The following is a 23484-nucleotide window of genomic DNA, read 5'->3' as shown; positions in this document are numbered from 1 at the left end:
CCCCGCATAAGACACGTCGCTAACGACGTAGTTAAACACGTGTCTTAGATCACCGCACCAACCTCAGGCAGGCGGTGCCAATGGCGCGGTTACGATCCACCGTCTTGGCTTTGGCCTTTTGGACAAGCTTTACCTGCAGTTTGAACAGGTGTTCTGGGATACGGAGGCCACGTGGATTCTGACGCCTGACACAGGGCTGCCACCGGGCCAGTTCAACCAGTGGCTCAACCTGGCACCGGTACTCGATGCGCCGATCCTGCTGGCTTTTAACGGGGCCGGCCCTGCGCGCGATCTTTCAGTGCTGCCTGATGAGGCCCTGATCTCTCGGGCCCTGCAGGTTCTCGAGGCTGCGTACCCAGGTGGGTAGGCAGGAAATGCAATATGTTAACAAAGGGTTAAAAGGTCAGAAGTATTGCCTCATTGTTTCGCGCGCGAAACAATTGGTCCGTTTCGGACTTATCTCCGCACCGGGCAGCGCGCCAACTGACCTTGATACGTCACTGACCGTGACGCAACCTCATCGGCCACCCGCAACAACCACGCCTTGCTGTTATACGTCCCGCGTGAAAATCCTGTCCGACCCTCGTGATAGGCCAGATATTGGTTGCGCGCATCTGCCAGTGAAATGCCAAGGCGACGGTTCGATTCCGCCATGTACCAGCCCATAAAATCCGTCGCATCGCTGATGTCATTGCGTTTCGCACGGAACTTACGCTGATCTTGCTGGTATTCCTCCCATGTCCCATTCAAAGCCTGGCTATAGCCAAAGGCCGAACTTTGACGCCCCATCGGGATCACGCCCAAGGTATAACGAAACGGTGTGCGGGCGTCGGACTTGAACTTGCTTTCCTGATACATCGACGCCATCTGCACATGCACCGGCACCCCCCATTTCCGCTCTGCGGCGCGGAAAGCGCGCAGGTAGCCGGGGCGCTGTTGCAGGATCGAACAGGCATCGTCGAGGTTACGGGGCGCCGATGTGCCACCGCCGCCTCCACACGAGGCCGCCAGCAGGACAATCACCAAGGCGCGAAAGAATCTGCTCATGGGCCTCTCGCTTTTTGCTCGAAGGCGGTTGCTCCACCTTTCGGATTATTTGCAGTTTAGCGCAAAGGGGGCGCAGGGGAAATCACAATTGCTGTAGCCAGCAAGTCCTTGCCAAAAAACAAAAAAACCTTGTGTCGAAATGCATCACAGACTGTTTCCACAAAAATCGCCGCTAGAATTGGACAATTTGTCGAAAATCGGGCAGGTATGTGTCAACGGATAGGACCCATGATCAGACAACGCGCAAAATATAACATCGGCCAAGTCGTTCGGCACCGCAAACACCCCTTTCGGGGCGTGGTGTTCGATGTGGACCCGGAATTCAACAATACCGAAGAATGGTATGAGGCGATTCCCGAGGACAGCCGACCCGCAAAGAAGCAACCTTTCTATCATCTGCTCGCAGAGAATGAACAAAGCTTCTACGTCGCTTATGTGTCTGAACAGAACCTGATCGCCGATTACTCGGGTGAACCTGTCGAACACCCGGATGTGCCTGATCTTTTTGGCGCGTTCGAAGATGGAAGCTACGAACTGCACTTCCAGTATAACTGATCGAATACTCTCTCTCTTAGTTTGCCACACGTAATGAGTAAGGGCTCCCACTTGGGAGCCCTTTTCTTATGCAGCGTTCAGCAGCGAAACAAAGCGGGCGATCTCGGTGTCGGGCAGTGACCAATCGCAGACCAGACGCCCCGTCAGCAGCCCTTCGGATGGCCCGTTGGCCAGATCACCACCAGAGACATGATATCGTGCACCGCTTGCCTGAAGCGTCTGGTGCAGGGCGCGCGGCGCGCGGAAAAAGATCATGTTGGCGGTGACGTCATTCACGATTTCAACGTCATTGCGTTTGCGCAGACCGTCAAGAAGCTGTGCTGTCTTGGCGTTGGCCTTTTGAGCAAGGTCTTTCCACAGGTCATCCCGCAGATAGGCTGCCATCTGCGCCGACAGATAACGGTGTTTGGAAAACAGATGCCCACCCCGTTTGCGGCGCAGCTCGAATTCCCATGATTTTGACGGATCAAAGAACACCACCGCCTCGACCCCCATCAGCCCATTTTTCGTGCCGCCGAACACTGCTACATCGACACCCAGCTTCCACGTCATCTCGGCAGGGGTGCATCCCAGCGCCACCGCCGCATTGGCAAAGCGCGCACCATCAAGATGAATAGGCAGGTCATAGGATTTGGCAACGTCGCACAGCGCCTTCAACTCGGCCAATGTGTAGACGTTGCCGACCTCGGTCACCTGCGTGATCGACACTGCACCGCGACGCGGGCCGTGCACACCACGGTTGCCTTGGCTTTCGATGGCGCGGGTCAGCGCTTCGGGTGTCATCCGGTCCGACCCATGCACCAGTGTCAGTTTCGCGCCACCCGTATAGAATTCGGGCGCGTTGCATTCGTCCTCTTCAATATGGGCCATGGGTGTGCAGAACACCGTGTCGAACGGCTCGATCAGGGTCGCCAACGCAAGGGCGTTGGCCGCAGTGCCGGTTGCGGCCAGATAGACCGCGGCGTCGGGCGCTTCGAACAGATCGCGGATGCGCTGGCGCACCTCGTCCATCATGGGATCAGCGCCATAGCCCATCGCATGGCCCTGATTGGCTTCGGCCAGAACGTCGAGAACGGCCTGCGGCACGGGTCCGCTGTTGTCGGAGGCAAAAAACATCAGGTCGGCTCCTCGATGATGTGGTCTTCCCAATCGTCTTCATCAACTTCAAATTCGGCCACGGTGCGGTTTCGCATCGAAACGCCTGCGTCGTGAACGGTGTCTGGCGTGCCGGAGATCAGAGGGTGCCAGTCGTAAAGCGGCTTGCCCTCCCACAGCAGCCGGTAGGCGCAGGTCTTGGGCATCCAATAGGCGTGGTCGTCGATATTCGACGGTTTCAGAACGATGCATTCCGGCACGAACTGATGCCGGATCTCGTATTGCGCACAGCGACAGGTGGTGTCGTCGAACAGGCGACAGGCCACGCGGGTCAGTTCGACATGGCCGGTGTCTTCATCTTCAAGCTTGTTGAGGCAGCACTTGCCGCATCCGTCGCACAGCGCTTCCCATTCCTGCGGGTTGAGGTCGGTCAGGGCTTTGCGTTCCCAGAATCGGGGGGCCAGACCTGTGCGATCAATCGGGTCCTTGCTCATAGCGCGGTCAGGATGGCACGCGCCTGGGCGCAGTCGGCATCCATCTGCGTGATCAGCGCCTCAAGGCTGTCGAACTTCAACTCGGGGCGCAGGAAGTCCACAAGTGCAATCGACACGGTTGCGCCGTAAAGATCACCGCTGAAATCGAAGATAAAAGTTTCCAGATTGGCGCGGTTTTCGCCGAACATCGGGCGCACCCCGATGGAGGCTGCACCGTGATACGATCCGGCATGAGGGCCATCGAGCACATCGACCAGCACCGCGTAGACGCCGAATTTTGGCGGGTGGAGCCCGTCGATCGACATGTTGGCGGTGGGATAACCCAGTTCGCGCCCGCGCTGTTCGCCTCCGATCACTTCGCTTTCGATGCGGTGCCAGTGGCCTAGCATATCGGCCGCAAGACGCGGGTTGCCGTCGGAGAGCGCAGTGCGGATCGCGGTCGAGGATACGGCGCCGGACTCGGCCGTGACAAGTTCGGCCACAGTCACGCCAAACCCCATCTCGGACCCAAAGCGCTGGAGGTCGTCCACAGTGCCCGCGCGCCCCTTTCCAAAACAGAAATCCGCACCGACCACGACATGCCGCAGGCCAAGCCCTTTGGAGATCACGTTCGTTGCGAAACCTTCAGGGGTCAGTTCGGCCAATTGGGTGTTGAAGTTCAGCTCGTACAGCACATCGACCCCAAGCTTGCGCAGCCGGGTCGCGCGCGCCTTGGTGTTCATCAGCCGAAATGGGGCTGCGTCTGGCGCAAAATATTCGCGAGGATGAGGTTCGAACGTGACAACACCCAAGGGCGCGTCGGGCATCGCGTCGCGTGCCAGTTTGATCACGGCCTGATGGCCGGAATGCACGCCGTCGAAATTGCCGATGGCGACTGTTGCGCCCTTGTCGGCGCTTGCTACGAATTGGTAATCCCGCACGATCTTCATGCGCAGAGGACTAGCGGGGGCGTGGGAGGGTTGCAATCCCCGCTCAGGTCTGGCGGGGGCGATTTTCCGTCAACGGAAAATCGAGGATGCGTCGACGCATCCTCGCCCGTGGCAGGGTCAGTCGAATTTGCGCGAGGGTGCGAGCACCTTGGCCTCGCCGATCAGCACCTTCTTGCCATCGACCGAGCAATGGCAATCCAGCGTCACGCGCCGCTTGGCGATGTCGATATCGACCACCTTGACTTCGGCATAGACCATGTCGCCGGGGCGCACGGGGGCGAGGAATTTGAGCGTTTGTCCCATATAGACGGTGCCATGACCGGGCAATTGTTCCCCGATCACTGCAGAGATCAGACCCGCGGTCAGCATCCCATGTGCGATGCGGCCTTCGAAGATCGTATCCTGCGCGTAATCGTCATCCAAATGCACCGGGTTCCGGTCGGTGGAGATCTGCGCGAACATTTCGATGTCCTGATCGGTCACCTGTTTGCGCAGGTGACGGGACATCCCCATTTCGATGTCTTCGATGCAGATCGTTCCGCGTGGCAGGTTGTCCAACATTTCGCACTCCAATCGCAGGCGACAAAGTAATAAATAGCTAAGTCAGATGCCTTATTTGGCAACTTTATTACTTTGCAACCGCAGAAAAGCAAGCAAAATCTGCGTTAGCGGAGTTGTCCAATAGTATATGTTGGCGAGGCATTTTCCTTTTGAAGATAATCGCTTAGCGCCTCTGGATCGGGTTGGTGCGACGTTTTTGTTTCCGCTGCGGCTAGCCCGCCCGAGATAAAGAGGGAATCGATGTCCTCACCCATCGCTCCGTCGATGTCGGTGTGCACACCGTCGCCGATGGCCAGAATGCGGGTCGGTTCGACATCCAGACCCAGAGCGCTGATGCGGCGGCGGGCCAGATCGTAGATCGGAGGATGCGGTTTGCCGAAATACAGGCTTTCGCCCCCCATCTCGGTATAAAGCGCGGCCAGCGCACCGGCGCACCATTCGCGTTTTTCACCGCGATCCACAACGATATCGGGATTGGCGCAGAGCAGCTTGAGGCCTTTCTGCTTGGCATAGAGAAACTGCGGCCGGTTCACCGACGGATTAGCGTAGGGATCGAACGGACCACAGCAGACAATGCCGTCGGCGTCTTCCAATTCCACACGCTGGATGCTCACCGGGTTGTCGATCAGCTCCATCGGGTCAAAGAAGGTATCGTCAAAGGGTTGCCCCATGAACCAGACCTTTTCGCCCACAGCCCCACGGAACATTGCCGCGCGGGCGCTGTCGCCGCTGGTGGCGATGCTGTCATAGCAGTCCTCGGGCACGTGCAGGCGCTTGAGCTGCTTGGCAACCTCGTGGCGCGATCTTGGGGCGTTGGTGAGCAACACCACCGAGCCGCCGCCCTGTTTGAACCCGCGCAAGGCTGCGACGGCTTCTTCATGCGCAGTGACACCGTTGTGCACGCAGCCCCAGAGATCGACGAGCAGCACGTCGTAGCGATTGGCGATGTCGGCGAGGGAAGTGATGATCTGGGTCATGGGGCACCTGATTGACGCGGTTTGTGCCACGTATCGCCCGAACCGGGGATGATTGCCAGCCGAGGCCGGCAAACTTCGTCATTGGGAGGTGGAGAACACAGGCAGGTTCAACATGTCAGCCTCGTACGCGACGACCACAGCCAAGAGCAGCCACAGAACCGGGATCAGGTTCAGGAATGTGCGGAACGGCTCTTTCCGCGTTTTGTGCCGGAACCGGCGTTGTGCCGCTTTTGCACCGAACCAGCCTCCGAAAAAAGCGAGGGTGAGGAGGGTTGTTTCGGACACACGCCATTCGCCTTGAATGGCGCGGTCCTTGTCGATGCGGAACACCAAAAAAGCGAGGCCGTTGGCGAAAGCCACGACCCCGCATCCGAGGATGAGACCTGACATTGCGGGTGTCAGCGTCATCCTTTGTCAGATCAGAGCTTAAGGTTTGGGATGATCTGCTTTTTGCGGCTCACGACGCCGGGCAGGACCACGGTGTCGCCGGTGACTGTTGCGCCAAAGCTCTTCTCCGCGAGGGATTTCACAAGATCATTCGGGACCAGCAGGGTTGATTCCTCGTTCAGGATGTCGACGACAAAGAGGATCACCTGATCGACGCCGTCTTCCTTTGCGACGTCGGTCATGGTGGTCATCAGGCTGTCTTTGCGGTCGAGCACGATCTTGGGTGACGTGGTTTCCAGAACCGACACGCGGAACTTGGTGCCTTCGACCGGGTATTCCTTGCTGTCCATGCGCAGGAGTTCGGCGTCGGAGAAGGCGGAGACATCGGATTTCGCAGCAAACATCTCGGCAGCGAAGTCGGGGATCGACACACCGAGGTCTTCGGCCAGTGCGTGGGCGATGGCCTTGTCTTCCTGTGTGGTCGTCGGCGAGCGGAATTCCAGCGTGTCGCTGAGGATGCAGGAGAGCATCGCGCCTTTGATACCACGTGGGGCTTGGGCGAGATCGTCACCGATCATCTTCCACATGATGGTGGCGGTGCAGGCAACGGGTTCGATGCGGATGTCGATCGGGCCTTTGGTTTCCAGACCGCCGACCAGCTTGTGGTGGTCGATGATCGCACGGATGTCGGCGCTGTTAATGGCGGCGGGCAGTTCGGCAGGGTTGTTGGTGTCGACAATGACGACGGGTTGGTCGGCGTCGACATCCGAGATGATCTCGGGTTTGTCGAGCTTCCAGTGCTCGAGCACGAACGCGGCTTCGGTGTTGGGTTCACCCAGCAGAACGGGCTTAGCGTCTTCGCCCTTGATCTGGTTGAGATACCACGCCCAGATGATCGGGCTACCGGTGCTGTCGGTGTCGGGGGATTTGTGTCCGAAAACGAAGGTTGTCATGTGGGGCCTCTGCTCTGCCAAAATCGGGTCGCGCGCCTTATAGGGCGGGCGTTCCGGGTTGTCACCTGGGGCAGTTTGTGTCCGCTTCGGGTTGCGTGGAAAACCCGCCGTGGCGTTTTGGCGGAGCGCTGACGCTCCGCCTGTGCTTCAGTTGGCGACCTGTTCCCTGAGGATGGAGGCGGTGAGGGAGATGAGCAGGTAGATGCCGGAGAAGACGAGGAAGGTCAGCAACGTGTTCTCGAAGGCGCGGGGGTAGCTTGGGTCCTGCGAGGGCAGGGGGTAGACCGAAGTGGTTAGATACCGCGCCTGGCTGTCGGCGTCGCGGCGGGCCTGGTCCAGCCGTTCGAGGGCTGCGGACAGCATCATGTCGCGGGTGGTGAGGTCTGCCACGGCCAGTTGGATCTGCACCGCGGTTTCCGCCAGCGATCCGGCGCCTGCGCTTTGCGCTGTCATCTCGGCATTGATCTCGGCCTTGAGGGTTTCAAGACGGCGGATGTCGGCCTCCACCCCTTCGACGCGGCTGCGGTTGGGGCGGGCATTGTCCATCAGCGCCTGCAGCTGCAGGTTCTTTTCCTGAATTTCCGTCTCGACGGTTTCGATCCGGCCCTGCAGTGCCCCGATGCGGGCGCGGGGGTCGAGCACGGCGCTGTCTTGTTGCAGGCGCACCAGCCTCTCCTGCGCCGTGCGGCGGGCCTGTTCGGCCTCGGTCAGACCCAGCTCGGCATCCTTGACCGCGTTCTCGCGCTTGCGGGCCGTCAGGTTGTCGACCCGTTCCTCGGCATTGCCAATGAGCGCGGTCGAGAAATCGGCGGCCACCTGCGGATCGGCGGCGGCCACTTCCATGCGGATCACACCCTCGGTCGGATCATAGCCGATCTGGACGTATTTCTTGTAGAGCTTGTACATGTCTTCGGCGGTGGCATCCGGCTCCAGCCGGTGCAGCGGGTCGATCTCGGGCTGCGAGAAATGCGACCCGAACCCTTCATCCCCGTCGAGGCGCAGCATGGCGTCCTTGGAGGTGAGATAGCTTTGCACCGCGATGGCGTCCTGATTGGTGGCAAATTGCGTGCCCGAGAAGAGCCCACCAATGCCACCACTGCTGGTCTCGGCCTTGAGGATGAGGAATTCGGATTTCGAGGCGTACATCGGGGTGGCGAGGGTGAAGAAATACCAGCCAGCAACGATGGTCGGCAGCAGGACGAAAGCGGCAAGGCGCGCAAAGAGCATCCGCATCCGACGCCGCCTGCGGCGCGCCATGTCTTTCTGGATCACGGTGATCTCTTGCGCCCGACGTTCCGCCGGGCTGCGCGTGTCGGTGGCGGGGAGATTGCGGGCATCTGCGCGCACGGCTTGCGGTAGCTGTGGCTGCTGGCCCAAAGGCTGATCGGCGACTGGGGCCTTGCGTTTGGGCTGGGACGCCGCGTCTGCAGGAAGCATGAGGTCCAATGCATTTTCGCGCTGAAACGGGTCGATGCCTTTGAGGCGCAGCAGATAGACGGCTTCGTAATCGGTGCTTGGATCAAGCCCGTGCTTCTGGGCGATCCGCCGGGCCATGCGCACTTGGCGCGCGGTCAGACCTTCGTTCCGGATCGCAAGCAAGGCCTGCTCGACGCCACCATCGGCGGGCCGTTGAATGCGCGGGCTTGGCGCATCGGACGCAGGTGCGGCAGAGGCGGCTGCGTGATGTCCGGCGGCTGCCATCTGGGCATTGCCCATCCCGTGCTCGCTGCGGCGGATGCGAAAGCGCTTAGCTGTGGGTTTCATAGTCATAGAGCTGTTTCGCTTCTTCCAGGCTGTCGAACATGTGCAATTGGCCATCCTTGAGAACGGCGGCCTTGCTGACAAATCGCGCCAGCGTTTCGGGTTGGTGAGACACCATGATCATGGTGGTGGTGCGCAGCCGCTCGGCGAGGATATCACCTGCCTTCCGGTTGAACTCCACATCGGTGTAGGTCGGCATCCCCTCGTCCACGAGGTAGATGTCAAAATCGAGCGCCAGCAGCAGGGCAAAGGTGAACCGCGCCCGCATGCCCGAGGAATAAGTGCCCAAAGGCTGGTCGAAATATTCGCCCAGATCACAGAGCCAGCGGCAATAGGCCTCCACGTAATCGGGATCGAGCCCGTAAAGCCGCGCGATGAAGCGCGAGTTCTCCATCGCACTGTGCCGCGTGACCACTCCGCCCATGAAGCCCAGCGGAAAGGACACCCGGCAGGTCTTGCGGATCTCGCCCTCATCGGGCTTTTCCAGCCCGGCCATCATGTTGACCAGCGTCGTCTTGCCGGTGCCGTTGGGCGCCAGAATCCCCAGCGATTGCCCCAGTTCGACACGAAACGACGCCCGGTCCAGGATCACCTTGCGATGCGATCCCGTCCAGAACGATTTGCTCACATTGTCGAATTCAAGCATCGAGCCCCCACTTCAACCCCATGCAGGATGTGCATGGGTTGGTTTCCATAGGGTTTAGAGGCCGAGTTTGGCTGGATTGTGGCTAATCCTTAGCAAAAAGCGGGTATTGTTCATGGAGCCGGATCGGACGCACTGCGCCTCGCGGGTGCTGGGGGCAACGAGACCGTATTCTATAAGCGGATGAATGCGTGTCCGTACAATGCCGCGGGATTCTGATCCGGAGACATATTCAGCGCACAAAGCGTCGCGAATCGCCTATCGCGCTTTTCGCAACTCTGGCTTGGTAGCAGTCAGATGCATGCGATTTGGGCGATATGGAGTCAAAGTGACGCATTTTATGATGAGAGAATGGACTGACTTCTTTCGTTTTGCAGGCGTTTTCCCTGACTTGCTGCCTCAATACTGTTCAATTGTCCCGCAGACGTCCGTTTGGACGCGAAACTTGGACGACCGTGTTGCAATGCGGGCCGCAACGCGATTTATTTCATCCAGACAAGCGGAAGCAATCCGTGGACCAAACAGGGAGTTCGTTTTTGCCCGACACGTCAAACAGTGACGCGTTCGTCGAATTTGAACGAGTGCAAAAGAGCTACGACGGCGTACAGCTAGTCGTAAAAGACCTTAACCTTACCATGCCGAAGGGAGAGTTTCTGACGATGCTCGGGCCCTCGGGATCGGGGAAGACCACCTGCCTTATGATGCTTGCCGGGTTCGAAACAGCGACCCACGGCGAAATCAAGCTGGATGGCAAGCCGATCAACAACATCCCGCCGCACAAGCGCGGGATCGGCATGGTGTTCCAGAATTATGCATTGTTTCCGCATATGACCATCGCGGAGAACCTCAGTTTTCCGCTTGAGGTGCGCAAGATCGGCAAGTCCGACCGCGAAGCCAAGGTCAAGCGGGCGCTCGACATGGTTGAGATGGGGGCCTTTGGGGGCCGCCGTCCAGCGCAATTGTCGGGTGGTCAGCAGCAGCGGATCGCGTTGGCGCGGGCGCTGGTGTTCGAACCAGAGCTGGTTCTGATGGACGAACCGCTGGGCGCGCTGGACAAGCAGCTGCGCGAAAAAATGCAGTTCGAGATCACGCACCTTGCGCACCGTCTGGGCATCACTGTGGTCTACGTGACCCACGACCAGACCGAAGCGTTGACCATGTCGGACCGCGTTGCCGTCTTTGACGATGGACGCATTCAGCAGTTGGCCCCGCCCGACGAGCTTTACGAGAAGCCGCAAAATAGCTTTGTCGCGCAGTTCATCGGCGAGAATAACACGCTCGAAGGCACCATCCGCGAGATCAAGGGTGAGCGGTGCGTCGTGCAGCTTGACGATGGCGGGCTGATCGACGCGAAGCCGGTCAATGTCAGCAAGGTTGGCGAACGCACCCGCGTGTCGATCCGGCCGGAGCGGGTCGAGATCAACAAAGACCGCTTGCAGGAAGGTGCACATACGCTCAAGGCGGAAGTGCTCGAGTTCGTTTACATGGGCGACATCTTCCGCACTCGGCTCAAGGTGGCGGGCAATGACGAATTCGTCATTAAAACGCGGAACGCGCCGGATCAGGTGCGACTGGAGCCGGGAACGCAGATCGACATCGGGTGGCTGCCCGACGATTGCCGGGCCCTCGACGCGTCTAACTAGCAAGATTGTCGCGGGGGTGATCTGTGTCCCCCCGTGTCATTACAGGCGTTGCTGGTTCGGCCCGACCGCCAGCGCCATCTGTCATAACCGGGTCGAACGGGAGAATATGAATGAAACTGTCTAAAACACTTTTGGCGACCAGCGCACTTACCGTTGCCGCTGCAGGTGCCTATGCAGCAGGCCATGGTATGGCCGACAACATGACACTTGTCAGCTGGGGCGGTGCTTACCAGGCGTCGCAGCAGAACGCTTATGTTGCGCCGTATATCGAGATGAACCCGGATGTCAGCGCCTCCTGGGACGAAAGCTCGGCTGAAGCCGTGGCAAAGCTGCGCGCTATGAACGAAGCTGGCAACGTCACCTGGGATCTGGTCGACGTTGTTGCGGCTGATGCGATTCGCCTTTGCGACGAAGGTCTGGCGATGGAAATCGACCATGACGAAATGCTGGCAGCGGCCCCCGATGGCACACCGGCATCGGATGACTTCGGCGATCTCATCGTGTCCGACTGCTACATCCCGCAGATCGTGTACTCCACGACCTTCGGCTACCGCACAGACATGGTCCCGGCCGGTGTAGAGCCGCCGTCCGACATCTGCTCGGTTTTCGATCTGGAAACCTATCCGGGCAAGCGCGCGCTGGAAAAGCGCCCGATCAACAACATGGAATGGGCGCTTCTTTGTGACGGCGTTGCCAAAGCAGACGTCTATGACGTTCTGGAAACTGACGAAGGTCAGGACCAGGCTCTGGCCAAGCTCGACACCATCAAAGACGAAGTGATCTGGTGGAACGCTGGCGCAGACACGCCACAGCTTCTGGCAGATGGCGAGGTCTTCATGGGTTCGACCTATAACGGTCGTCTGTTCTCTGCCATCGTCGAGCAGGGCCAGCCCATCGGCATGATGTGGGACGCGCAGGTGTTCGACCTTGACGGTTGGATCATCCCGGCGGATCTTCCGGAAGACCGTCTGGCCCGCGTGATGGATTTCGTTCGCTTCGCGACCGACACCCAGCGTTTGGCTGATCAGGCCAAGTACATCTCGTACGGTCCCGCACGTGCGTCTTCCGCACCGCTGGTGTCCACACACGCAGAGCTTGGTATCGAAATGGCACCGCATATGCCGACCGATCCGAACAACGCGACCAACACGTTCCTCTACAACTACGAGTTCTGGGCTGACTATCGCGACGATATCGACGCGAAGTTCCAGGCGTGGCTGGCACAATAAGCCTTTGACGGCTTTGGGATGGGCCTGTTGGCCCATCCCGCACCAAAAGGACAGTCTGATGCCCAAAGGCTATATCATCGGCCATATCACGGTGAACAATCCCGAAGCCTACAAGGAGTATATCGAGCGTGACACGCCGATCCTTGAAAGCTACGGCGCAAAATTCATTGTCCGGGGCGGACAATCCGAAACGATGGAAGGCGAGACACAGAATCGCCACGTCGTCATTGAATTCGACGATTTCGAGACAGCAACGCGCGCGTATCACGACCCAGCCTATCAAGAGGTCGCAGAGATTCGCCGTCTCACCGCTACAAGCACAATCATCCTAGTCGAGGGCACCTGAGCCATGACGGACGCAGCAACCGAACCCGACAAGATCACGGGCCCGACGCCCGACAATGCGCTGCGCGCAGCGGACAAGGCCAATGACGGCCCGGTTCTTGCTGCGGACGGCCGACCGCTGAAACAATCCCTTAACCGAGCTTTGCGTGCGCAGAAATTGCGGGCCCTTGCCCTGATCGCACCGCTTTTGATTTTCGTTCTGGTCAGCTTTATCGCGCCGATCGGCGACATGCTCTTCCGGTCTGTGGAAAACCAGATCGTGCGCGATACAATGCCCCGAACTGTGGCGGCTCTGGCCGATTACGATGCCGCTGCTGGCGGCGTGCCGCGCGACGAGGTGTTCGAGGCGGCCTATTACGATGTGTTTTACGCCGCCGAACGCAAGCTGCACACCCGGCTAGGGTCGCGTCTGAACTACGAACAGACTGGCGCTTCATCGCTGTTCCGTAAATCAGGACGTGGGGTCGACGATATCGGTGAGGTTTACCAAGACCAATTCGAAGATTTGAACGGTGATTGGGACGAAGCCCGCCCGTGGGCGGAGTTGATGGGCGACCCCGCTTGGATCGCGGCGCAAGAGGGCTGGGATGGATCGGGCACAATGCCCGCGTTCGAACTGCGCTCTGACATTGCCGATGTTCTGCCGCGCACCGCCGCCTCCTATCAGATTTTCGCACGTTTCATGCAAACCGAAGAGGGCGACAGCCCTCTGGAGGAAGAGCCTTGGACAGTGGTGCACACCGCGCTGTATCAGGATCTTTCGGAAGGTGATGTCAGCGGCTACACTGGCCCGCGATCTGACATGCTCCAAGCTGCTGCGGCACTGGTCGCAAGCCCGGATTTCGAGACCATCGCGTTTCGCGACGGGTTGGAAGAGATCGATGAAGACTGGGTCGATCCTGAAATCTGGCAGACCATCAAGACGTACAGCCCGTCCTATACATCAGGGTATTTCCTGAACTCCGTCGACATGCAGAAAACGCCTGAAGGTCCGGCGCTGCGCGACGAGGATGAACGCATCTACGGCCTGCTGTTCCAACGCACAATGTTCATGAGTATGGTGATCACGATCAGCTGTATCCTGCTGGGCTATCCAATCGCTTACTTGCTGTCGAACCTGCCATCGCGCACGGCAAACCTGCTGATGATCCTCGTTCTGCTGCCGTTCTGGACCTCGCTTCTGGTGCGCACCTCTGCGTGGAAGGTGATGCTGCAACAGCAAGGTGTGATCAACGACACTCTGGTCTGGCTGGGGCTTGTGGCGGACGATGCACGATTGACGATGATCAACAACCAGTTCGGCACCATCGTGGCGATGACGCACATCTTGCTGCCGTTCATGATCTTGCCGATGTATTCGGTGATGTCGACTATTCCGCAAACCTACGTGCGGGCGGCAAAATCGCTGGGTGCGACCAACTGGACGACCTTCTGGCGCGTTTATTTCCCGCAATCCATCCCGGGCATCGGTGCGGGATCGATCCTCGTGTTCATCTTGTCCATCGGCTACTACATCACGCCGGAAATCGTGGGCGGGACATCGGGTATCTTCATTTCGAACCGGATTGCGTATCACATCTCAAGCTCGCTCAACTGGGGTCTTGCGGCCGCATTGGGGACGATCCTGCTGGTGGTGGTTCTGCTTCTATACTGGGCCTACGACCGGATCGTCGGCATCGACAACGTGAAATTGGGGGGCTGAGCCATGTCGGAAGCCATTCTCACACCGATCGAGAAAAAGCCCATCGGGTTCACTGCCGGTGTTCTGGCCGCTGCAGGCGGGTTTGCCGGGTTGTTCCTTGGCACCGCGCAAGGGTCGGGCCTGTTGGGTATCCTTGTTGGTGCCGCTTTAATGGCAGCACTGGCCTTTGTCGCCATGCAGGTGCTGGGTGAAGCGCTGGAAAAGCCGGTGCGCTGGGGCATGATCGCCGTGGCGGCTGTCGCGGGGTTTCTCTTCAACGGCATTCCGGGCCTGATCATGGGCGGCCTTTTTGGCTGGTTCTTCGGCTGGTTCATCTACTGGATCGGTATGGGGCGATACCGCGCACATTTGGTGCCCTACCTCACTGGCGGACAGGTCCTGTGGCATTATTCGTTTCGCGTGCTGTGCGGTGCGATCTTTGTCTTCCTGATCACGCCGATCATCGTCGTGATGCCGCTGTCATTCAACGCCGAGGACTTCTTTACGTTCACGCCGGAAATGCTGGCTTTCGATCCGGCGGGCTATAGCCTCAAACATTACCGTGACTTCCTGACCAACCCGGAATGGACAAACGCGGTCAAGAACTCGTTGATGGTGGCTCCGGTTGCGACGTTGATCTCGGTGTCTTTGGGCACACTGGCGGCCATCGGCCTGAGCCAGAGCCACGTGCCGGGCAAGCGGGCGATCATGGCGATCCTGATTTCTCCGATGATCGTGCCGCTGATCATCTCGGCTACGGGGATGTATTTCTTCTACTCCAAAATTGGTCTGGTCGGCACCTATTGGGGTATCGTTCTGGCGCACGCGGTGCTGGGTATTCCGTTTGTTATCATCACCGTGACGGCCACGCTGGTGGGCTTTGACCGGTCTCTGACACGGGCTGCTGCCAATATGGGCGCAAACCCTGTGACCACCTTCTTCAAGGTGCAGATGCCGCTGATCCTGCCGGGGGTGATCTCGGGGGGTCTGTTCGCCTTCATCACCTCGTTCGACGAGGTGGTTGTGGTGCTGTTCATCGGCTCGGCCGAGTTGCAGACTCTGCCGTGGCAGATGTTCAGCGGTCTGCGCGAGCAGATTTCGCCGACGATCCTTGCCGCCGCAACGATCCTTGTTGGTATCTCGATCTGCCTGCTGACCTCGGTTGAGATCCTGCGCCGCCGGTCCGAGCGGCTCCGGGGCATGTCACCGGGATAAGGGGAAAGCCGCTTGGAAGCGGCTTTTCCGCATTTTTGAAAATGCAGGCGAAGGCTTTTGCAAAAGTCTTTTCGCTCAAAAAAAAAGGCCCTGCACCACCATGCAGGGCCTTTTCTTTGACTAAGGTCGAGATCAGCTGCGAACGAGCTTTTCGTAACCTTCCGCGATCTCGCGGGTCAGCGATCCCACTTCGAAGTTGTAGTCGCCGATTTTTCCAACCGGAGTGACCTCAGCAGCCGTGCCGGTGAGCCAGCACTGCTCGAAACCTTCAAGTTCTTCCGGCATGATGTGGCGCTCATGGACCTTCACCTGGCGCTCTTTGAGCATACCGATCACCGTCTGACGGGTCAGGCCGTTGAGGAAGCAGTCGGGTGTCGGCGTGTGCACTTCGCCATCCTTGACGAAGAAGATGTTCGCGCCTGTCGCTTCGGCCACATAGCCGCGATAGTCGAACATCATCGCGTCCGAGCAGCCTTTGGCCTCAGCCGCGTGTTTGGACATGGTGCAGATCATATAGAGACCCGCCGCCTTGGCGTGGCTCGGGATGGTTTCTGGCGATGGGCGCTTCCATTTGGAGATGTCGAGCTTGGCGCCCTTCATCTTGGCATCGCCGTAATAGGCGCCCCATTCCCAGCTTGCGATGGCCATGCGGACCGGGTTGCGCGCCGACGCGACACCCATGTCTTCGCCCACGCCGCGCCATGCGACCGCGCGCACATACGCATCGGACTGACCGTTGGCTTCGAGAACCACTTTCTTGGCTGCTTCGATTTCGTCCACCGTATAGGGGATTTCGAAGTCAATCATTTCCGCTGACCGCTTGAGCCGCTCTGAATGCTCGCGCGATTTGAAAATCTTGCCGTTATACGCACGTTCGCCTTCGAAGACCGAGCTGGCATAGTGCATCGCATGGGTCAGGATGTGGACATTTGCGTCGCGCCAATCGATGAGCTGGCCATCCATCCAGATCTTGCCGTCGCGGTCGTCATAGGTTCCGGCCATTTCAATTCTCCTCGCCCGGATTTTCATAAATTGCGCAGATTAGGTCCGCATCGGACATAATATTGCGCCAAAACTCAGATTCGCTACCATTTGAGCCTTGGAATGTCAATAAGACTGACGTATTTTCGAGGGTAACAAAAAGACGGATTGGACGACGGACCATGGCGGACGGACCCACCCAAAGTGGATCAAGCGGGCAGGCGCTGCTCTATCTCACGGACGAACAGCTGCGGCAGGGGATCGAAGCGATGTTCTTTGCTTATCGTGGGTTCACAGCTGACCCGGACCGCATTCTCGAGGGTATGTCCTATGGCCGGGCCCATCACCGGGCCATTCATTTTATCCATTGCGCCCCCGGCACCACGGTGAACAATCTGCTCGCTATTCTTGGCGTCACCAAGCAATCTCTGAACCGTGTGTTGCGCACTTTGATCGAAGATGGTCTTGTGACAAGCCATGTAGGACGCAGCGACAAGAGAGAGCGGCATTTGACCCTGACCGAAGCTGGAGAAGCGCTGGAACAGCAATTGTCTGACGCACAGCGCGCCCGCATGCGGGATGCCTATCGCAAGGCCGGACCAGAGGCGGTTGCCGGCTTCAAGACTGTTCTCGAAGCTATGATGGATGAAGACATGAAGCGCGCCTATATCGCGATGCGGGAAGGACGCTGAAATGGCTGAGCCCGATGCACACCTGCTGATTGTCGATGACGACGAACGTATCCGTGGGTTGTTGCAGAAATTCCTGATCCGCAACGGCTTTCTTGTCAGCGCAGCCCGTGATGCCGCTCATGCCCGACGCATTCTGTCAGGGCTGGATTTCGACCTGATTGTTCTGGATGTGATGATGCCGGGCGAAGATGGGATCAGCCTGACGCGGGGCATTCGGGAGCGTTCGACCACGCCGATCCTTCTATTGACCGCGCGCGCCGAGACCGAGGACCGCATTGCCGGGCTTGAGGCCGGGGCAGACGATTACCTTGCAAAGCCGTTCGAGCCGAAGGAGCTGTTGCTTCGGATCAACGCGATTTTGCGTCGGATGCCGGAACAGACTGCTGCGAACAGCGCGCCGAAATACCTCAACCTCGGGCCGATCCGCTATGATACGGAACGGGCCGAAATGTGGCGTGGCGAAGATCTTGTTCGCCTGACCTCGACCGAAATTCAGCTGATGAAAATCTTTGCCGCCAAACCGGGCGCCGCATTGAGCCGCACACAATTGGTCGAGGAGCTGGGCCGCGACCGGGGGCAGAGCCAGGAACGGGCGGTGGACGTACAGATCACCCGCTTGCGCCGAAAGCTCGAGGACAATCCGAAACAGCCGCGCTACCTGCAAACGGTGCGCGGTGCTGGGTATATGCTTGCGCCCGACTGACGGGTTTGATTTTTGCATATTTGGAAAAAGAAGAAGCAAGGAAGGCGCGCGTATGGCGACGGCACTGATCACACATGCGGAGTGTCTGGACCACGTGACACCGGACGGGCACCCCGAACGGGTGGCACGACTGGAGCATGTGCTTCACGCGTTGCAAGGGTTGGATTTGCGCCGCGAAAGTGCGCCTTTGGTCGACCCGGCACATTTGGCGTATGTGCATCCGCAATCGCATATTGAGTCGATTATTGCAGCGCAGCCCGCAGAGGGTTTGCACCAGCTTGACGCTGACACATGGATGTCTCCGGGGAGCGTGAATGCAGCACTTCGGGCTGCCGGGGCTGTAATCCGGGCGGTCGATTTGGTGCTGGACGAAGAGGTGGGCAACGCGTTCTGTGCCATCCGTCCGCCAGGACACCACGCAGAAACTGCGACGCCGATGGGGTTCTGTCTGTTCGGCAACGCCGCCATCGGGGCCAAGCACGCGCTTGAGGCACATGGCCTGAGCCGTGTCGCTGTTGTGGACTTCGATGTGCACCACGGCAATGGCACACAGGATTTGTTGTGGAACGAAGCGCGGGCGCTGACCATCACCAGCCAGCAGATGCCGCTCTGGCCGGGCACTGGTGATCCGTCGGAACGGGGCGCGCATGACAACGTGCTGAACGTGCCCTTGCCGCCGCGATCTGGCGGCGCCGAGATGCGCGCGGCTTATGAGGCGCAAGTGTTCCCGCGTCTGCGGGCCTTCCAGCCCGAACTGATCATCATCTCTGCCGGCTTCGATGCGCACCAGGATGATCCGCTCGCGGAGTTGCAGTGGTCGACCGAAGATTTCCGCTGGCTGACCAAACAGCTTTGCACACTGGCGGAAGACCTGTGCGACGGGCGGATCGTCTCGACTCTGGAAGGTGGCTATGATTTGTCTGCGCTCGCGGAAAGTGCGCTTGCGCATGTGGAAGAACTGATGGAGGCCGCGTCATGAGTGACACACCTGTAGACGAGATGAGCTTTGAAGCCGCTATGGCCGAGCTTGAAAAGGTGGTGGGCCAGTTGGAGCGCGGTGATGTGGCGCTTGAGGAATCCATTTCGCTTTACGAACGCGGGGCGGCACTGAAAAAGCGGTGTGAAGCCAAGTTGAATGAGGCGCAGGAAAAGGTCGCGGCGATCACGCTGGATGCCGATGGCAAGCCCACGGGCACCGCGCCCTTTGATCCCGAGTAAGCCGGGGCGATGTTTTCTGACGCGCTGCGCCGCGATGCTGCCCGGATCGGCGCGCATCTGGACGAAGTTCTGGCGAAGGAACCTGACCTGCCGGTGATCCATGGTATGCGGTACGCGGTGTCGGGCGGCAAACGGTTGCGAGGGTTTCTGGTGATGGAAGGCGCGCGGCTGAACGGCGTGCCTGAGGCACAGGCGATCTGGCCTGCGGCAGCCATTGAGGCGATCCATGCCTACAGCCTTGTGCATGATGATCTGCCCTGCATGGACGATGACGACCTGCGGCGCGGTCTGCCCACGGTGCATCGCAAATGGGATGACGGAACGGCGGTTCTTGTGGGGGATGCGCTCCAGACGCTGGGGTTCGAACTGGTGCTTGATCCAGCGTGCCATGGCGATGGTGCGGTGCGGGCCGATCTGGCGTTGAGCCTTGCGCAGGCGTCAGGCCACAAAGGCATGGTGTTAGGCCAAGCGTTGGACATTCTGGCGGAAACCGCTGAGACGCCATTGACGCTGGACCAGATCACCGAATTGCAAGCGGGCAAGACCGGAGCGCTGATCGTGTGGTCGGCACAGGCAGGGGCGCGGCTGGCGCAGGCCGACCTCAAGCCTTTGACCGACTACGCCACTGCCCTCGGCCTCGCGTTTCAGATTGCGGACGATATTCTGGACGTTGAAGGCGATGAGACTACAGTTGGCAAGGCGGTTGGCAAGGATGCAGATCGGGGTAAGGCCACGTTTGTGTCGCTCTTGGGGCTGGACGGTGCAAAGAGGCGCGCGTCTGATCTGGTCGAGGCCGCATGTGATGCCTTGTCGCCCTATGGCGCGCGGGCGCAAACCTTGAATGAGGCGGCGCAGTTCGTTATCTCGCGCGACACCTGATGCGACCCGGAGGCGCGGTATATGTCCTTTTCCACAGAGACCCCGCTTCTTGATACGGTCTCTTCCCCGGCTGACCTGAAACGGTTTTCCGATGCCCAGCTTGAGCAGGTGGCGGATGAATTACGCCGTGCGACGATTACGGCCGTGTCCAAGACCGGCGGTCATCTGGGTGCCGGGCTGGGTGTGGTTGAATTGACCGTTGCGCTGCATGCGATTTTCGATGCGCCGCGCGACAAGATCATCTGGGACGTGTCGCACCAGTGTTATCCGCACAAGATCCTCACTGGGCGGCGCGACCGTATGGGAACTTTGCGGCAGGAAAACGGGCTGTCCGGTTTTACCAAACGGTCAGAATCTCCATACGACCCGTTTGGCGCGGCGCACAGTTCGACCTCGATCTCTGCCGCTTTGGGCTTTGCCGTTGCGCGTGATCTGGGGGGTAATTGCGACACTGGGCATGGCGATGCGATTGCAGTGATCGGTGATGGTGCGATGAGCGCGGGCATGGCCTATGAGGCGATGAACAACGCGGGCCATCTGAAAAAGCGGCTGATCGTCATTCTGAACGACAACGAGATGAGTATTGCCCCGCCTGTCGGAGCGCTGTCGTCCTACCTGTCGCAGCTTTATGCGGGTGCGCCGTTTCAGGATTTGAAAGAGGCCGCCAAAGGCGCGGTGAGTTTCTTGCCCGAGCCGTTCCGCGAAGGGGCGAAGCGGGCGAAGGATTTGCTCAAGGGTATGGCCGTGGGCGGCACGCTCTTCGAGGCGCTTGGGTTCTCGTATGTCGGGCCGATTGATGGGCATGACCTTGAGCAGCTTTTGCCAGTGCTGCGGACGGTCAAGGACCGTGCGCATGGTCCGATCCTGATCCATGTCGTGACCAAGAAGGGTAAGGGTTATGGCCCTGCGGAGGATTCCGCTGATCGTGGGCACGCGCGGGCAAAGTTCGATCTTGTGACGGGCGAGCAGAAGAAAGCGCCGTCCAATGCGCCAAGTTATACCAAGGTGTTCGCCGACGCGCTCTTGCAGGAAGCGGCGGATGATCCGATGATTTGTGCTGTGACGGCGGCGATGCCGGATGGCACCGGGCTAGATCTGTTTGCGGAACGCTATCCATCGCGGACGTTTGATGTGGGCATTGCAGAGCAGCATGGTGTGACCTTTTGCGCCGGATTGGCGGCAGGGGGGCTTAAGCCATTCTGTGCGATGTATTCGACGTTCTTGCAGCGTGGGTATGATCAGGTTGTGCATGACGTTGCAATCCAGCGGCTGCCGGTGCGCTTTGCCATTGATCGGGCTGGGCTGGTGGGGGCCGACGGGGCAACCCATGCGGGCAGCTATGACGTTGCTTATCTTGCGAACCTGCCAGGCTTTGTCGTCATGGCAGCGGCGGATGAGGCGGAGCTGAAGCATATGGTTGCGACGGCAGTGGCGCATGATGAAGGGCCCATCGCGTTCCGCTATCCTCGGGGCGAGGGGCAGGGCGTTGAAATGCCGGAGCGCGGTGAAGTTTTACCAATTGGTAAAGGGCGAATGATCCGTGAAGGCAGCAAGGTTGCAATCCTGTCTTTCGGCACGCGTTTGGGTGAAGTTCTGACCGCCTGTGAGGCGCTTGAGGCCAAGGGCATCAGTCCGACCGTGGCAGACGCGCGCTTTGCCAAGCCGCTGGATGAGGATTTGATCCTCCAGCTGGCCGCAGACCACGAGGCGCTGATCACCATCGAGGAAGGTGCCATCGGTGGTTTTGGCAGCCATGTTGCGCAACTGCTGGCCGAGGCCGAGGTGTTCGACACGGGGCTGAAGTTCCGCTCGATGGTTCTTCCGGACATCTTCATTGATCAAGCCAGCCCGCAAGCCATGTATGACGTGGCGGGTTTGAATGCCGAGGACATCGAGAAAAAGGTGCTGGATGTTTTAGGCGTCGCCGCGATTGGCAAACGGGCTTAGAAGATCCCGCTGATCAAAGCGGCGACCACCGCCAGCGACAGCCCCAGAACGGTATAACCTGCAATCAGAACAAATCCGTCGCGCACCATCAGCGCAAAGGCGATCAGGGCAACGCCGCCTGCGCTGATCGATGTGAACATGGGCAGGATTTCCAGAAAAGGCCACGTCGCTGCAACGACCATGACCGCCAAGAGCGCGATCCGGTCCATTGGTGACGCGGACAAAAAGCGCAGCCTGTGTCGGCTGTTGCGGTCAAGCCAAGCGGCGGGTTTGCGTAGGTAGTCCACAGCGCGTTTCAGTTGCGCTCCGCTGAGCCGTCTGGTGGCGAGAAACCCAGGCAGCCACAAGTGGTCGCGTCCGAAAAATGCCTGAATGGAGATGGTGAGAATCACCAGCCCGCCGATGGTGGGCATCAAGGGTATGATCGACAAAGGCGACACGAGGATCAAAGACGGAACCAAGAGTGCCGCGCCAAAAGAGCGTGCACCGACCCGGTCGAGCATGTCCTGAATTGTTAGCCCTTCATGGGCGTCATGATGGCGGTGTTCAGCGCCGGTTGCGGGGTTTTCGGGGTCGAGCGTGTCCAGAAGGCCGGTGAGCGATCGTGGAGCGACCGGATCGGGTGTCACTGTTTGGCCTGCTCTTGCGCAAGGATGGCGGCCAAGCCTGACCGGTAATCGGGGTATTTCAACGCGACACCAAGATCCGATTTGATCCGGTCGTTCCTGACTCGTTTGCTTTCGGCATAGAAGCTGCGCGCCATGGGCGACAGCTCTGCGTCGTCGAAGGGCAATTCTGGCGGTGCATCGACCCCCAAAAGGGTCGCGGCGTGCAAGATCACGTCTTGTGGTGGGGCGGGATCGTCATCGCACAGGTTATACACGGTGCCCGGTTTGGGGTGTTGCATGGATGCTTCGAGCACTTGCGCAATGTCTTCGACATGGATGCGGCTGAACACCTGACCGGGTTTGATGATCCGGCGCGCGGTGCCGTCGCGGACCTTGGAGAACGGGCCACGGCCGGGGCCGTAGATCCCCGCCAGCCGGAAGATGTGGAGTGGTAAATCTGGGATCGCGGACCAAGCTGCCTCTGCCCGGACCCGGCGGCGGCCGCGTTCGGTGGCGGGGGTCAGCGGTGCGCTTTCATCAACCCAATCGCCTTGCGCATCCCCGTAGACACCGGTTGTCGACAAGTAGCCGACCCAATCAAGCCGTTTGGCTTGGGCTGAAACATCCGCTTTCAGCAGACCCAGCGTTGGATCGCCGTCTTCGGTCGGACCGGCGGAGATCAGCACGTGACTGGCATTCTCAAGCCACGGCAGAACAGCTTCACGGTCCCACAGAAGCGGGGTGATGCCTTGGGCATGAAAATCACGGAATTTGTCCGGATCGCGCGTTGTTCCGGCGATTTTCCAGCCTTTGGGCAACAGACGCTGAGCCAGAAAGGCCGCGCTGTAGCCGTGTCCAAGAGAGAGTAAAGTTTGATCCATATTGTGAACGTGGTACTAAAAATTCCAAAACCAAGCGGGCCAGTCACTTGCCCACGCAAT

The 23484-nt window shown here is 59.3% G+C and carries 26 protein-coding genes; 13 read left to right on the top strand and 13 right to left on the bottom strand.

Annotated elements, in window-relative coordinates; translation table 11 throughout:
* Positions 1-94 precede the first annotated feature (94 nt).
* On the top strand, positions 95-367 hold the full coding sequence (locus ACK3EW_RS16190; RefSeq protein WP_493809747.1) for an FAD-dependent oxidoreductase: 273 nt from the start codon (positions 95-97) through the stop codon (positions 365-367).
* A gap of 89 nt (positions 368-456) precedes the next feature.
* On the opposite strand, the gene ACK3EW_RS16185 is transcribed toward ACK3EW_RS16190, so the two are convergent.
* Positions 457-1047 carry a transglycosylase SLT domain-containing protein gene (locus tag ACK3EW_RS16185; RefSeq protein ID WP_439118332.1) on the bottom strand — a complete coding sequence of 197 codons (591 nt, stop codon included), beginning with the start codon at positions 1045-1047 and terminating at the stop codon, positions 457-459.
* A 228-nt stretch (positions 1048-1275) separates the two neighbouring features.
* On the opposite strand from ACK3EW_RS16185, the gene hspQ reads away from it, so the two are divergent.
* Positions 1276-1602 carry a heat shock protein HspQ gene (gene hspQ / locus ACK3EW_RS16180; RefSeq protein WP_085628379.1) on the top strand — a complete coding sequence of 109 codons (327 nt, stop codon included), beginning with the start codon at positions 1276-1278 and terminating at the stop codon, positions 1600-1602.
* Positions 1603-1668: 66 nt separating this feature from the next.
* Here hspQ and ACK3EW_RS16175 read toward each other — a convergent pair whose 3' ends face one another.
* The 9 genes from ACK3EW_RS16175 to ACK3EW_RS16135 all read right to left on the bottom strand — a co-directional run bounded on the left by ACK3EW_RS16175 (position 1669) and on the right by ACK3EW_RS16135 (position 9405).
* Complete coding sequence (locus ACK3EW_RS16175) at positions 1669-2718, bottom strand: threonine aldolase family protein (RefSeq protein WP_493806987.1); 1050 nt, start codon at positions 2716-2718, stop codon at positions 1669-1671.
* Positions 2718-3191, bottom strand: coding sequence for a YcgN family cysteine cluster protein (locus ACK3EW_RS16170; protein ID WP_439118334.1), 474 nt, complete (start codon positions 3189-3191; stop codon positions 2718-2720). Before ACK3EW_RS16170 ends, ACK3EW_RS16175 begins: the two co-directional genes overlap by 1 nt.
* Positions 3188-4120 carry a bifunctional riboflavin kinase/FAD synthetase gene (locus tag ACK3EW_RS16165; RefSeq protein WP_439118335.1) on the bottom strand — a complete coding sequence of 311 codons (933 nt, stop codon included), beginning with the start codon at positions 4118-4120 and terminating at the stop codon, positions 3188-3190. Before ACK3EW_RS16165 ends, ACK3EW_RS16170 begins: the two co-directional genes overlap by 4 nt.
* 117 nt (positions 4121-4237) lie before the next feature.
* Complete coding sequence (locus ACK3EW_RS16160; RefSeq protein ID WP_085628375.1) at positions 4238-4681, bottom strand: MaoC family dehydratase; 444 nt, start codon at positions 4679-4681, stop codon at positions 4238-4240.
* Positions 4682-4785: 104 nt separating this feature from the next.
* The gene (locus ACK3EW_RS16155; protein WP_493806986.1) at positions 4786-5658 is read right to left on the bottom strand and encodes a TIGR01459 family HAD-type hydrolase; all 873 of its coding nucleotides are present in this window, start codon (positions 5656-5658) and stop codon (positions 4786-4788) included.
* 78 nt (positions 5659-5736) lie between these two features.
* Complete coding sequence (locus ACK3EW_RS16150; RefSeq protein WP_493806985.1) at positions 5737-6066, bottom strand: DUF1294 domain-containing protein; 330 nt, start codon at positions 6064-6066, stop codon at positions 5737-5739.
* Between the two features lie 11 nt (positions 6067-6077).
* Positions 6078-6998, bottom strand: coding sequence for a manganese-dependent inorganic pyrophosphatase (locus ACK3EW_RS16145; RefSeq protein ID WP_439118339.1), 921 nt, complete (start codon positions 6996-6998; stop codon positions 6078-6080).
* A gap of 147 nt (positions 6999-7145) precedes the next feature.
* Positions 7146-8768 (bottom strand): KpsE/RkpR family capsule polysaccharide export protein, encoded by a 1623-nt coding sequence (locus ACK3EW_RS16140; RefSeq protein WP_493806984.1) that lies wholly within the window; start codon positions 8766-8768, stop codon positions 7146-7148.
* Positions 8746-9405 (bottom strand): ABC transporter ATP-binding protein, encoded by a 660-nt coding sequence (locus tag ACK3EW_RS16135; RefSeq protein ID WP_085628370.1) that lies wholly within the window; start codon positions 9403-9405, stop codon positions 8746-8748. The genes ACK3EW_RS16140 and ACK3EW_RS16135 overlap by 23 nt, the downstream gene beginning before the upstream one ends.
* Positions 9406-9938: 533 nt before the next feature.
* On the opposite strand from ACK3EW_RS16135, the gene ACK3EW_RS16130 reads away from it, so the two are divergent.
* From ACK3EW_RS16130 to ACK3EW_RS16110, 5 genes are all read left to right on the top strand, one after another.
* Complete coding sequence (locus ACK3EW_RS16130; protein WP_085628369.1) at positions 9939-11045, top strand: ABC transporter ATP-binding protein; 1107 nt, start codon at positions 9939-9941, stop codon at positions 11043-11045.
* Positions 11046-11155: 110 nt separating this feature from the next.
* A complete protein-coding gene (locus ACK3EW_RS16125) occupies positions 11156-12274 on the top strand; it encodes an extracellular solute-binding protein (protein WP_493806983.1) in 1119 nt (372 codons plus the stop codon).
* Positions 12275-12332: 58 nt separating this feature from the next.
* Positions 12333-12620 carry a DUF1330 domain-containing protein gene (locus ACK3EW_RS16120; protein ID WP_493806982.1) on the top strand — a complete coding sequence of 96 codons (288 nt, stop codon included), beginning with the start codon at positions 12333-12335 and terminating at the stop codon, positions 12618-12620.
* Between the two features lie 3 nt (positions 12621-12623).
* The gene (locus ACK3EW_RS16115) at positions 12624-14321 is read left to right on the top strand and encodes an ABC transporter permease (protein WP_493806981.1); all 1698 of its coding nucleotides are present in this window, start codon (positions 12624-12626) and stop codon (positions 14319-14321) included.
* A 3-nt stretch (positions 14322-14324) separates the two neighbouring features.
* A complete protein-coding gene (locus tag ACK3EW_RS16110) occupies positions 14325-15515 on the top strand; it encodes an ABC transporter permease (RefSeq protein WP_493806980.1) in 1191 nt (396 codons plus the stop codon).
* A 132-nt stretch (positions 15516-15647) separates the two neighbouring features.
* Here the strand turns inward: ACK3EW_RS16110 and ACK3EW_RS16105 are convergent, their stop codons facing one another.
* Positions 15648-16517 (bottom strand): branched-chain amino acid aminotransferase, encoded by an 870-nt coding sequence (locus tag ACK3EW_RS16105; protein WP_493806979.1) that lies wholly within the window; start codon positions 16515-16517, stop codon positions 15648-15650.
* Between the two features lie 161 nt (positions 16518-16678).
* Here ACK3EW_RS16105 and ACK3EW_RS16100 point away from each other — a divergent pair, with 161 nt between their 5' ends.
* The 6 genes from ACK3EW_RS16100 to dxs are packed head-to-tail and all read left to right on the top strand — an operon-like array spanning position 16679 to position 21935.
* Positions 16679-17188, top strand: coding sequence for a MarR family winged helix-turn-helix transcriptional regulator (locus ACK3EW_RS16100; protein ID WP_085628363.1), 510 nt, complete (start codon positions 16679-16681; stop codon positions 17186-17188).
* A gap of 1 nt (position 17189) precedes the next feature.
* Positions 17190-17891 carry a response regulator gene (locus ACK3EW_RS16095; RefSeq protein ID WP_085628362.1) on the top strand — a complete coding sequence of 234 codons (702 nt, stop codon included), beginning with the start codon at positions 17190-17192 and terminating at the stop codon, positions 17889-17891.
* 52 nt (positions 17892-17943) lie between these two features.
* Positions 17944-18870, top strand: a complete 927-nt coding sequence (locus ACK3EW_RS16090; RefSeq protein WP_493806978.1) for a histone deacetylase family protein — start codon at positions 17944-17946, stop codon at positions 18868-18870.
* On the top strand, positions 18867-19109 hold the full coding sequence (locus ACK3EW_RS16085; RefSeq protein WP_439118347.1) for an exodeoxyribonuclease VII small subunit: 243 nt from the start codon (positions 18867-18869) through the stop codon (positions 19107-19109). Before ACK3EW_RS16090 ends, ACK3EW_RS16085 begins: the two co-directional genes overlap by 4 nt.
* Before the next feature lie 9 nt (positions 19110-19118).
* Positions 19119-19988, top strand: coding sequence for a polyprenyl synthetase family protein (locus ACK3EW_RS16080; protein WP_493806977.1), 870 nt, complete (start codon positions 19119-19121; stop codon positions 19986-19988).
* Between the two features lie 21 nt (positions 19989-20009).
* The gene (gene dxs, locus ACK3EW_RS16075; RefSeq protein WP_493806976.1) at positions 20010-21935 is read left to right on the top strand and encodes a 1-deoxy-D-xylulose-5-phosphate synthase; all 1926 of its coding nucleotides are present in this window, start codon (positions 20010-20012) and stop codon (positions 21933-21935) included.
* Here dxs and ACK3EW_RS16070 read toward each other — a convergent pair.
* Together ACK3EW_RS16070 and ACK3EW_RS16065 are read right to left on the bottom strand one after the other, a co-directional pair.
* Complete coding sequence (locus ACK3EW_RS16070; RefSeq protein ID WP_493806975.1) at positions 21932-22564, bottom strand: exopolysaccharide biosynthesis protein; 633 nt, start codon at positions 22562-22564, stop codon at positions 21932-21934. The two genes, dxs and ACK3EW_RS16070, sit on opposite strands and share 4 nt — an antisense overlap.
* The gene (locus tag ACK3EW_RS16065) at positions 22561-23424 is read right to left on the bottom strand and encodes an SDR family oxidoreductase (protein WP_493806974.1); all 864 of its coding nucleotides are present in this window, start codon (positions 23422-23424) and stop codon (positions 22561-22563) included. Before ACK3EW_RS16065 ends, ACK3EW_RS16070 begins: the two co-directional genes overlap by 4 nt.
* Positions 23425-23484 lie beyond the last annotated feature (60 nt).

Source organism: Marivita sp. NO-S04 (genome assembly GCF_059070475.1).
The sequence above is the reverse complement of the archived record's forward strand: the minus strand, read 5'-3'. Positions and strand labels throughout refer to the sequence as shown.

Bases quoted from the DNA above. Each gene is read 5' to 3' on its own strand.
- ACK3EW_RS16185 (WP_439118332.1), bottom strand. From the start codon at position 1,047: ATGAGCAGATTCTTTCGCGCCTTGGTGATTGTCCTGCTGGCGGCCTCG.
- hspQ (WP_085628379.1), top strand. From the start codon at position 1,276: ATGATCAGACAACGCGCAAAATATAACATCGGCCAAGTCGTTCGGCAC.
- ACK3EW_RS16175 (WP_493806987.1), bottom strand. From the start codon at position 2,718: ATGTTTTTTGCCTCCGACAACAGCGGACCCGTGCCGCAGGCCGTTCTC.
- ACK3EW_RS16170 (WP_439118334.1), bottom strand. From the start codon at position 3,191: ATGAGCAAGGACCCGATTGATCGCACAGGTCTGGCCCCCCGATTCTGG.
- ACK3EW_RS16165 (WP_439118335.1), bottom strand. From the start codon at position 4,120: ATGAAGATCGTGCGGGATTACCAATTCGTAGCAAGCGCCGACAAGGGC.
- ACK3EW_RS16160 (WP_085628375.1), bottom strand. From the start codon at position 4,681: ATGTTGGACAACCTGCCACGCGGAACGATCTGCATCGAAGACATCGAA.
- ACK3EW_RS16155 (WP_493806986.1), bottom strand. From the start codon at position 5,658: ATGACCCAGATCATCACTTCCCTCGCCGACATCGCCAATCGCTACGAC.
- ACK3EW_RS16150 (WP_493806985.1), bottom strand. From the start codon at position 6,066: ATGACGCTGACACCCGCAATGTCAGGTCTCATCCTCGGATGCGGGGTC.
- ACK3EW_RS16145 (WP_439118339.1), bottom strand. From the start codon at position 6,998: ATGACAACCTTCGTTTTCGGACACAAATCCCCCGACACCGACAGCACC.
- ACK3EW_RS16140 (WP_493806984.1), bottom strand. From the start codon at position 8,768: ATGACTATGAAACCCACAGCTAAGCGCTTTCGCATCCGCCGCAGCGAG.
- ACK3EW_RS16135 (WP_085628370.1), bottom strand. From the start codon at position 9,405: ATGCTTGAATTCGACAATGTGAGCAAATCGTTCTGGACGGGATCGCAT.
- ACK3EW_RS16125 (WP_493806983.1), top strand. From the start codon at position 11,156: ATGAAACTGTCTAAAACACTTTTGGCGACCAGCGCACTTACCGTTGCC.
- ACK3EW_RS16120 (WP_493806982.1), top strand. From the start codon at position 12,333: ATGCCCAAAGGCTATATCATCGGCCATATCACGGTGAACAATCCCGAA.
- ACK3EW_RS16115 (WP_493806981.1), top strand. From the start codon at position 12,624: ATGACGGACGCAGCAACCGAACCCGACAAGATCACGGGCCCGACGCCC.
- ACK3EW_RS16110 (WP_493806980.1), top strand. From the start codon at position 14,325: ATGTCGGAAGCCATTCTCACACCGATCGAGAAAAAGCCCATCGGGTTC.
- ACK3EW_RS16105 (WP_493806979.1), bottom strand. From the start codon at position 16,517: ATGGCCGGAACCTATGACGACCGCGACGGCAAGATCTGGATGGATGGC.
- ACK3EW_RS16100 (WP_085628363.1), top strand. From the start codon at position 16,679: ATGGCGGACGGACCCACCCAAAGTGGATCAAGCGGGCAGGCGCTGCTC.
- ACK3EW_RS16095 (WP_085628362.1), top strand. From the start codon at position 17,190: ATGGCTGAGCCCGATGCACACCTGCTGATTGTCGATGACGACGAACGT.
- ACK3EW_RS16090 (WP_493806978.1), top strand. From the start codon at position 17,944: ATGGCGACGGCACTGATCACACATGCGGAGTGTCTGGACCACGTGACA.
- ACK3EW_RS16085 (WP_439118347.1), top strand. From the start codon at position 18,867: ATGAGTGACACACCTGTAGACGAGATGAGCTTTGAAGCCGCTATGGCC.
- ACK3EW_RS16080 (WP_493806977.1), top strand. From the start codon at position 19,119: ATGTTTTCTGACGCGCTGCGCCGCGATGCTGCCCGGATCGGCGCGCAT.
- dxs (WP_493806976.1), top strand. From the start codon at position 20,010: ATGTCCTTTTCCACAGAGACCCCGCTTCTTGATACGGTCTCTTCCCCG.
- ACK3EW_RS16065 (WP_493806974.1), bottom strand. From the start codon at position 23,424: ATGGATCAAACTTTACTCTCTCTTGGACACGGCTACAGCGCGGCCTTT.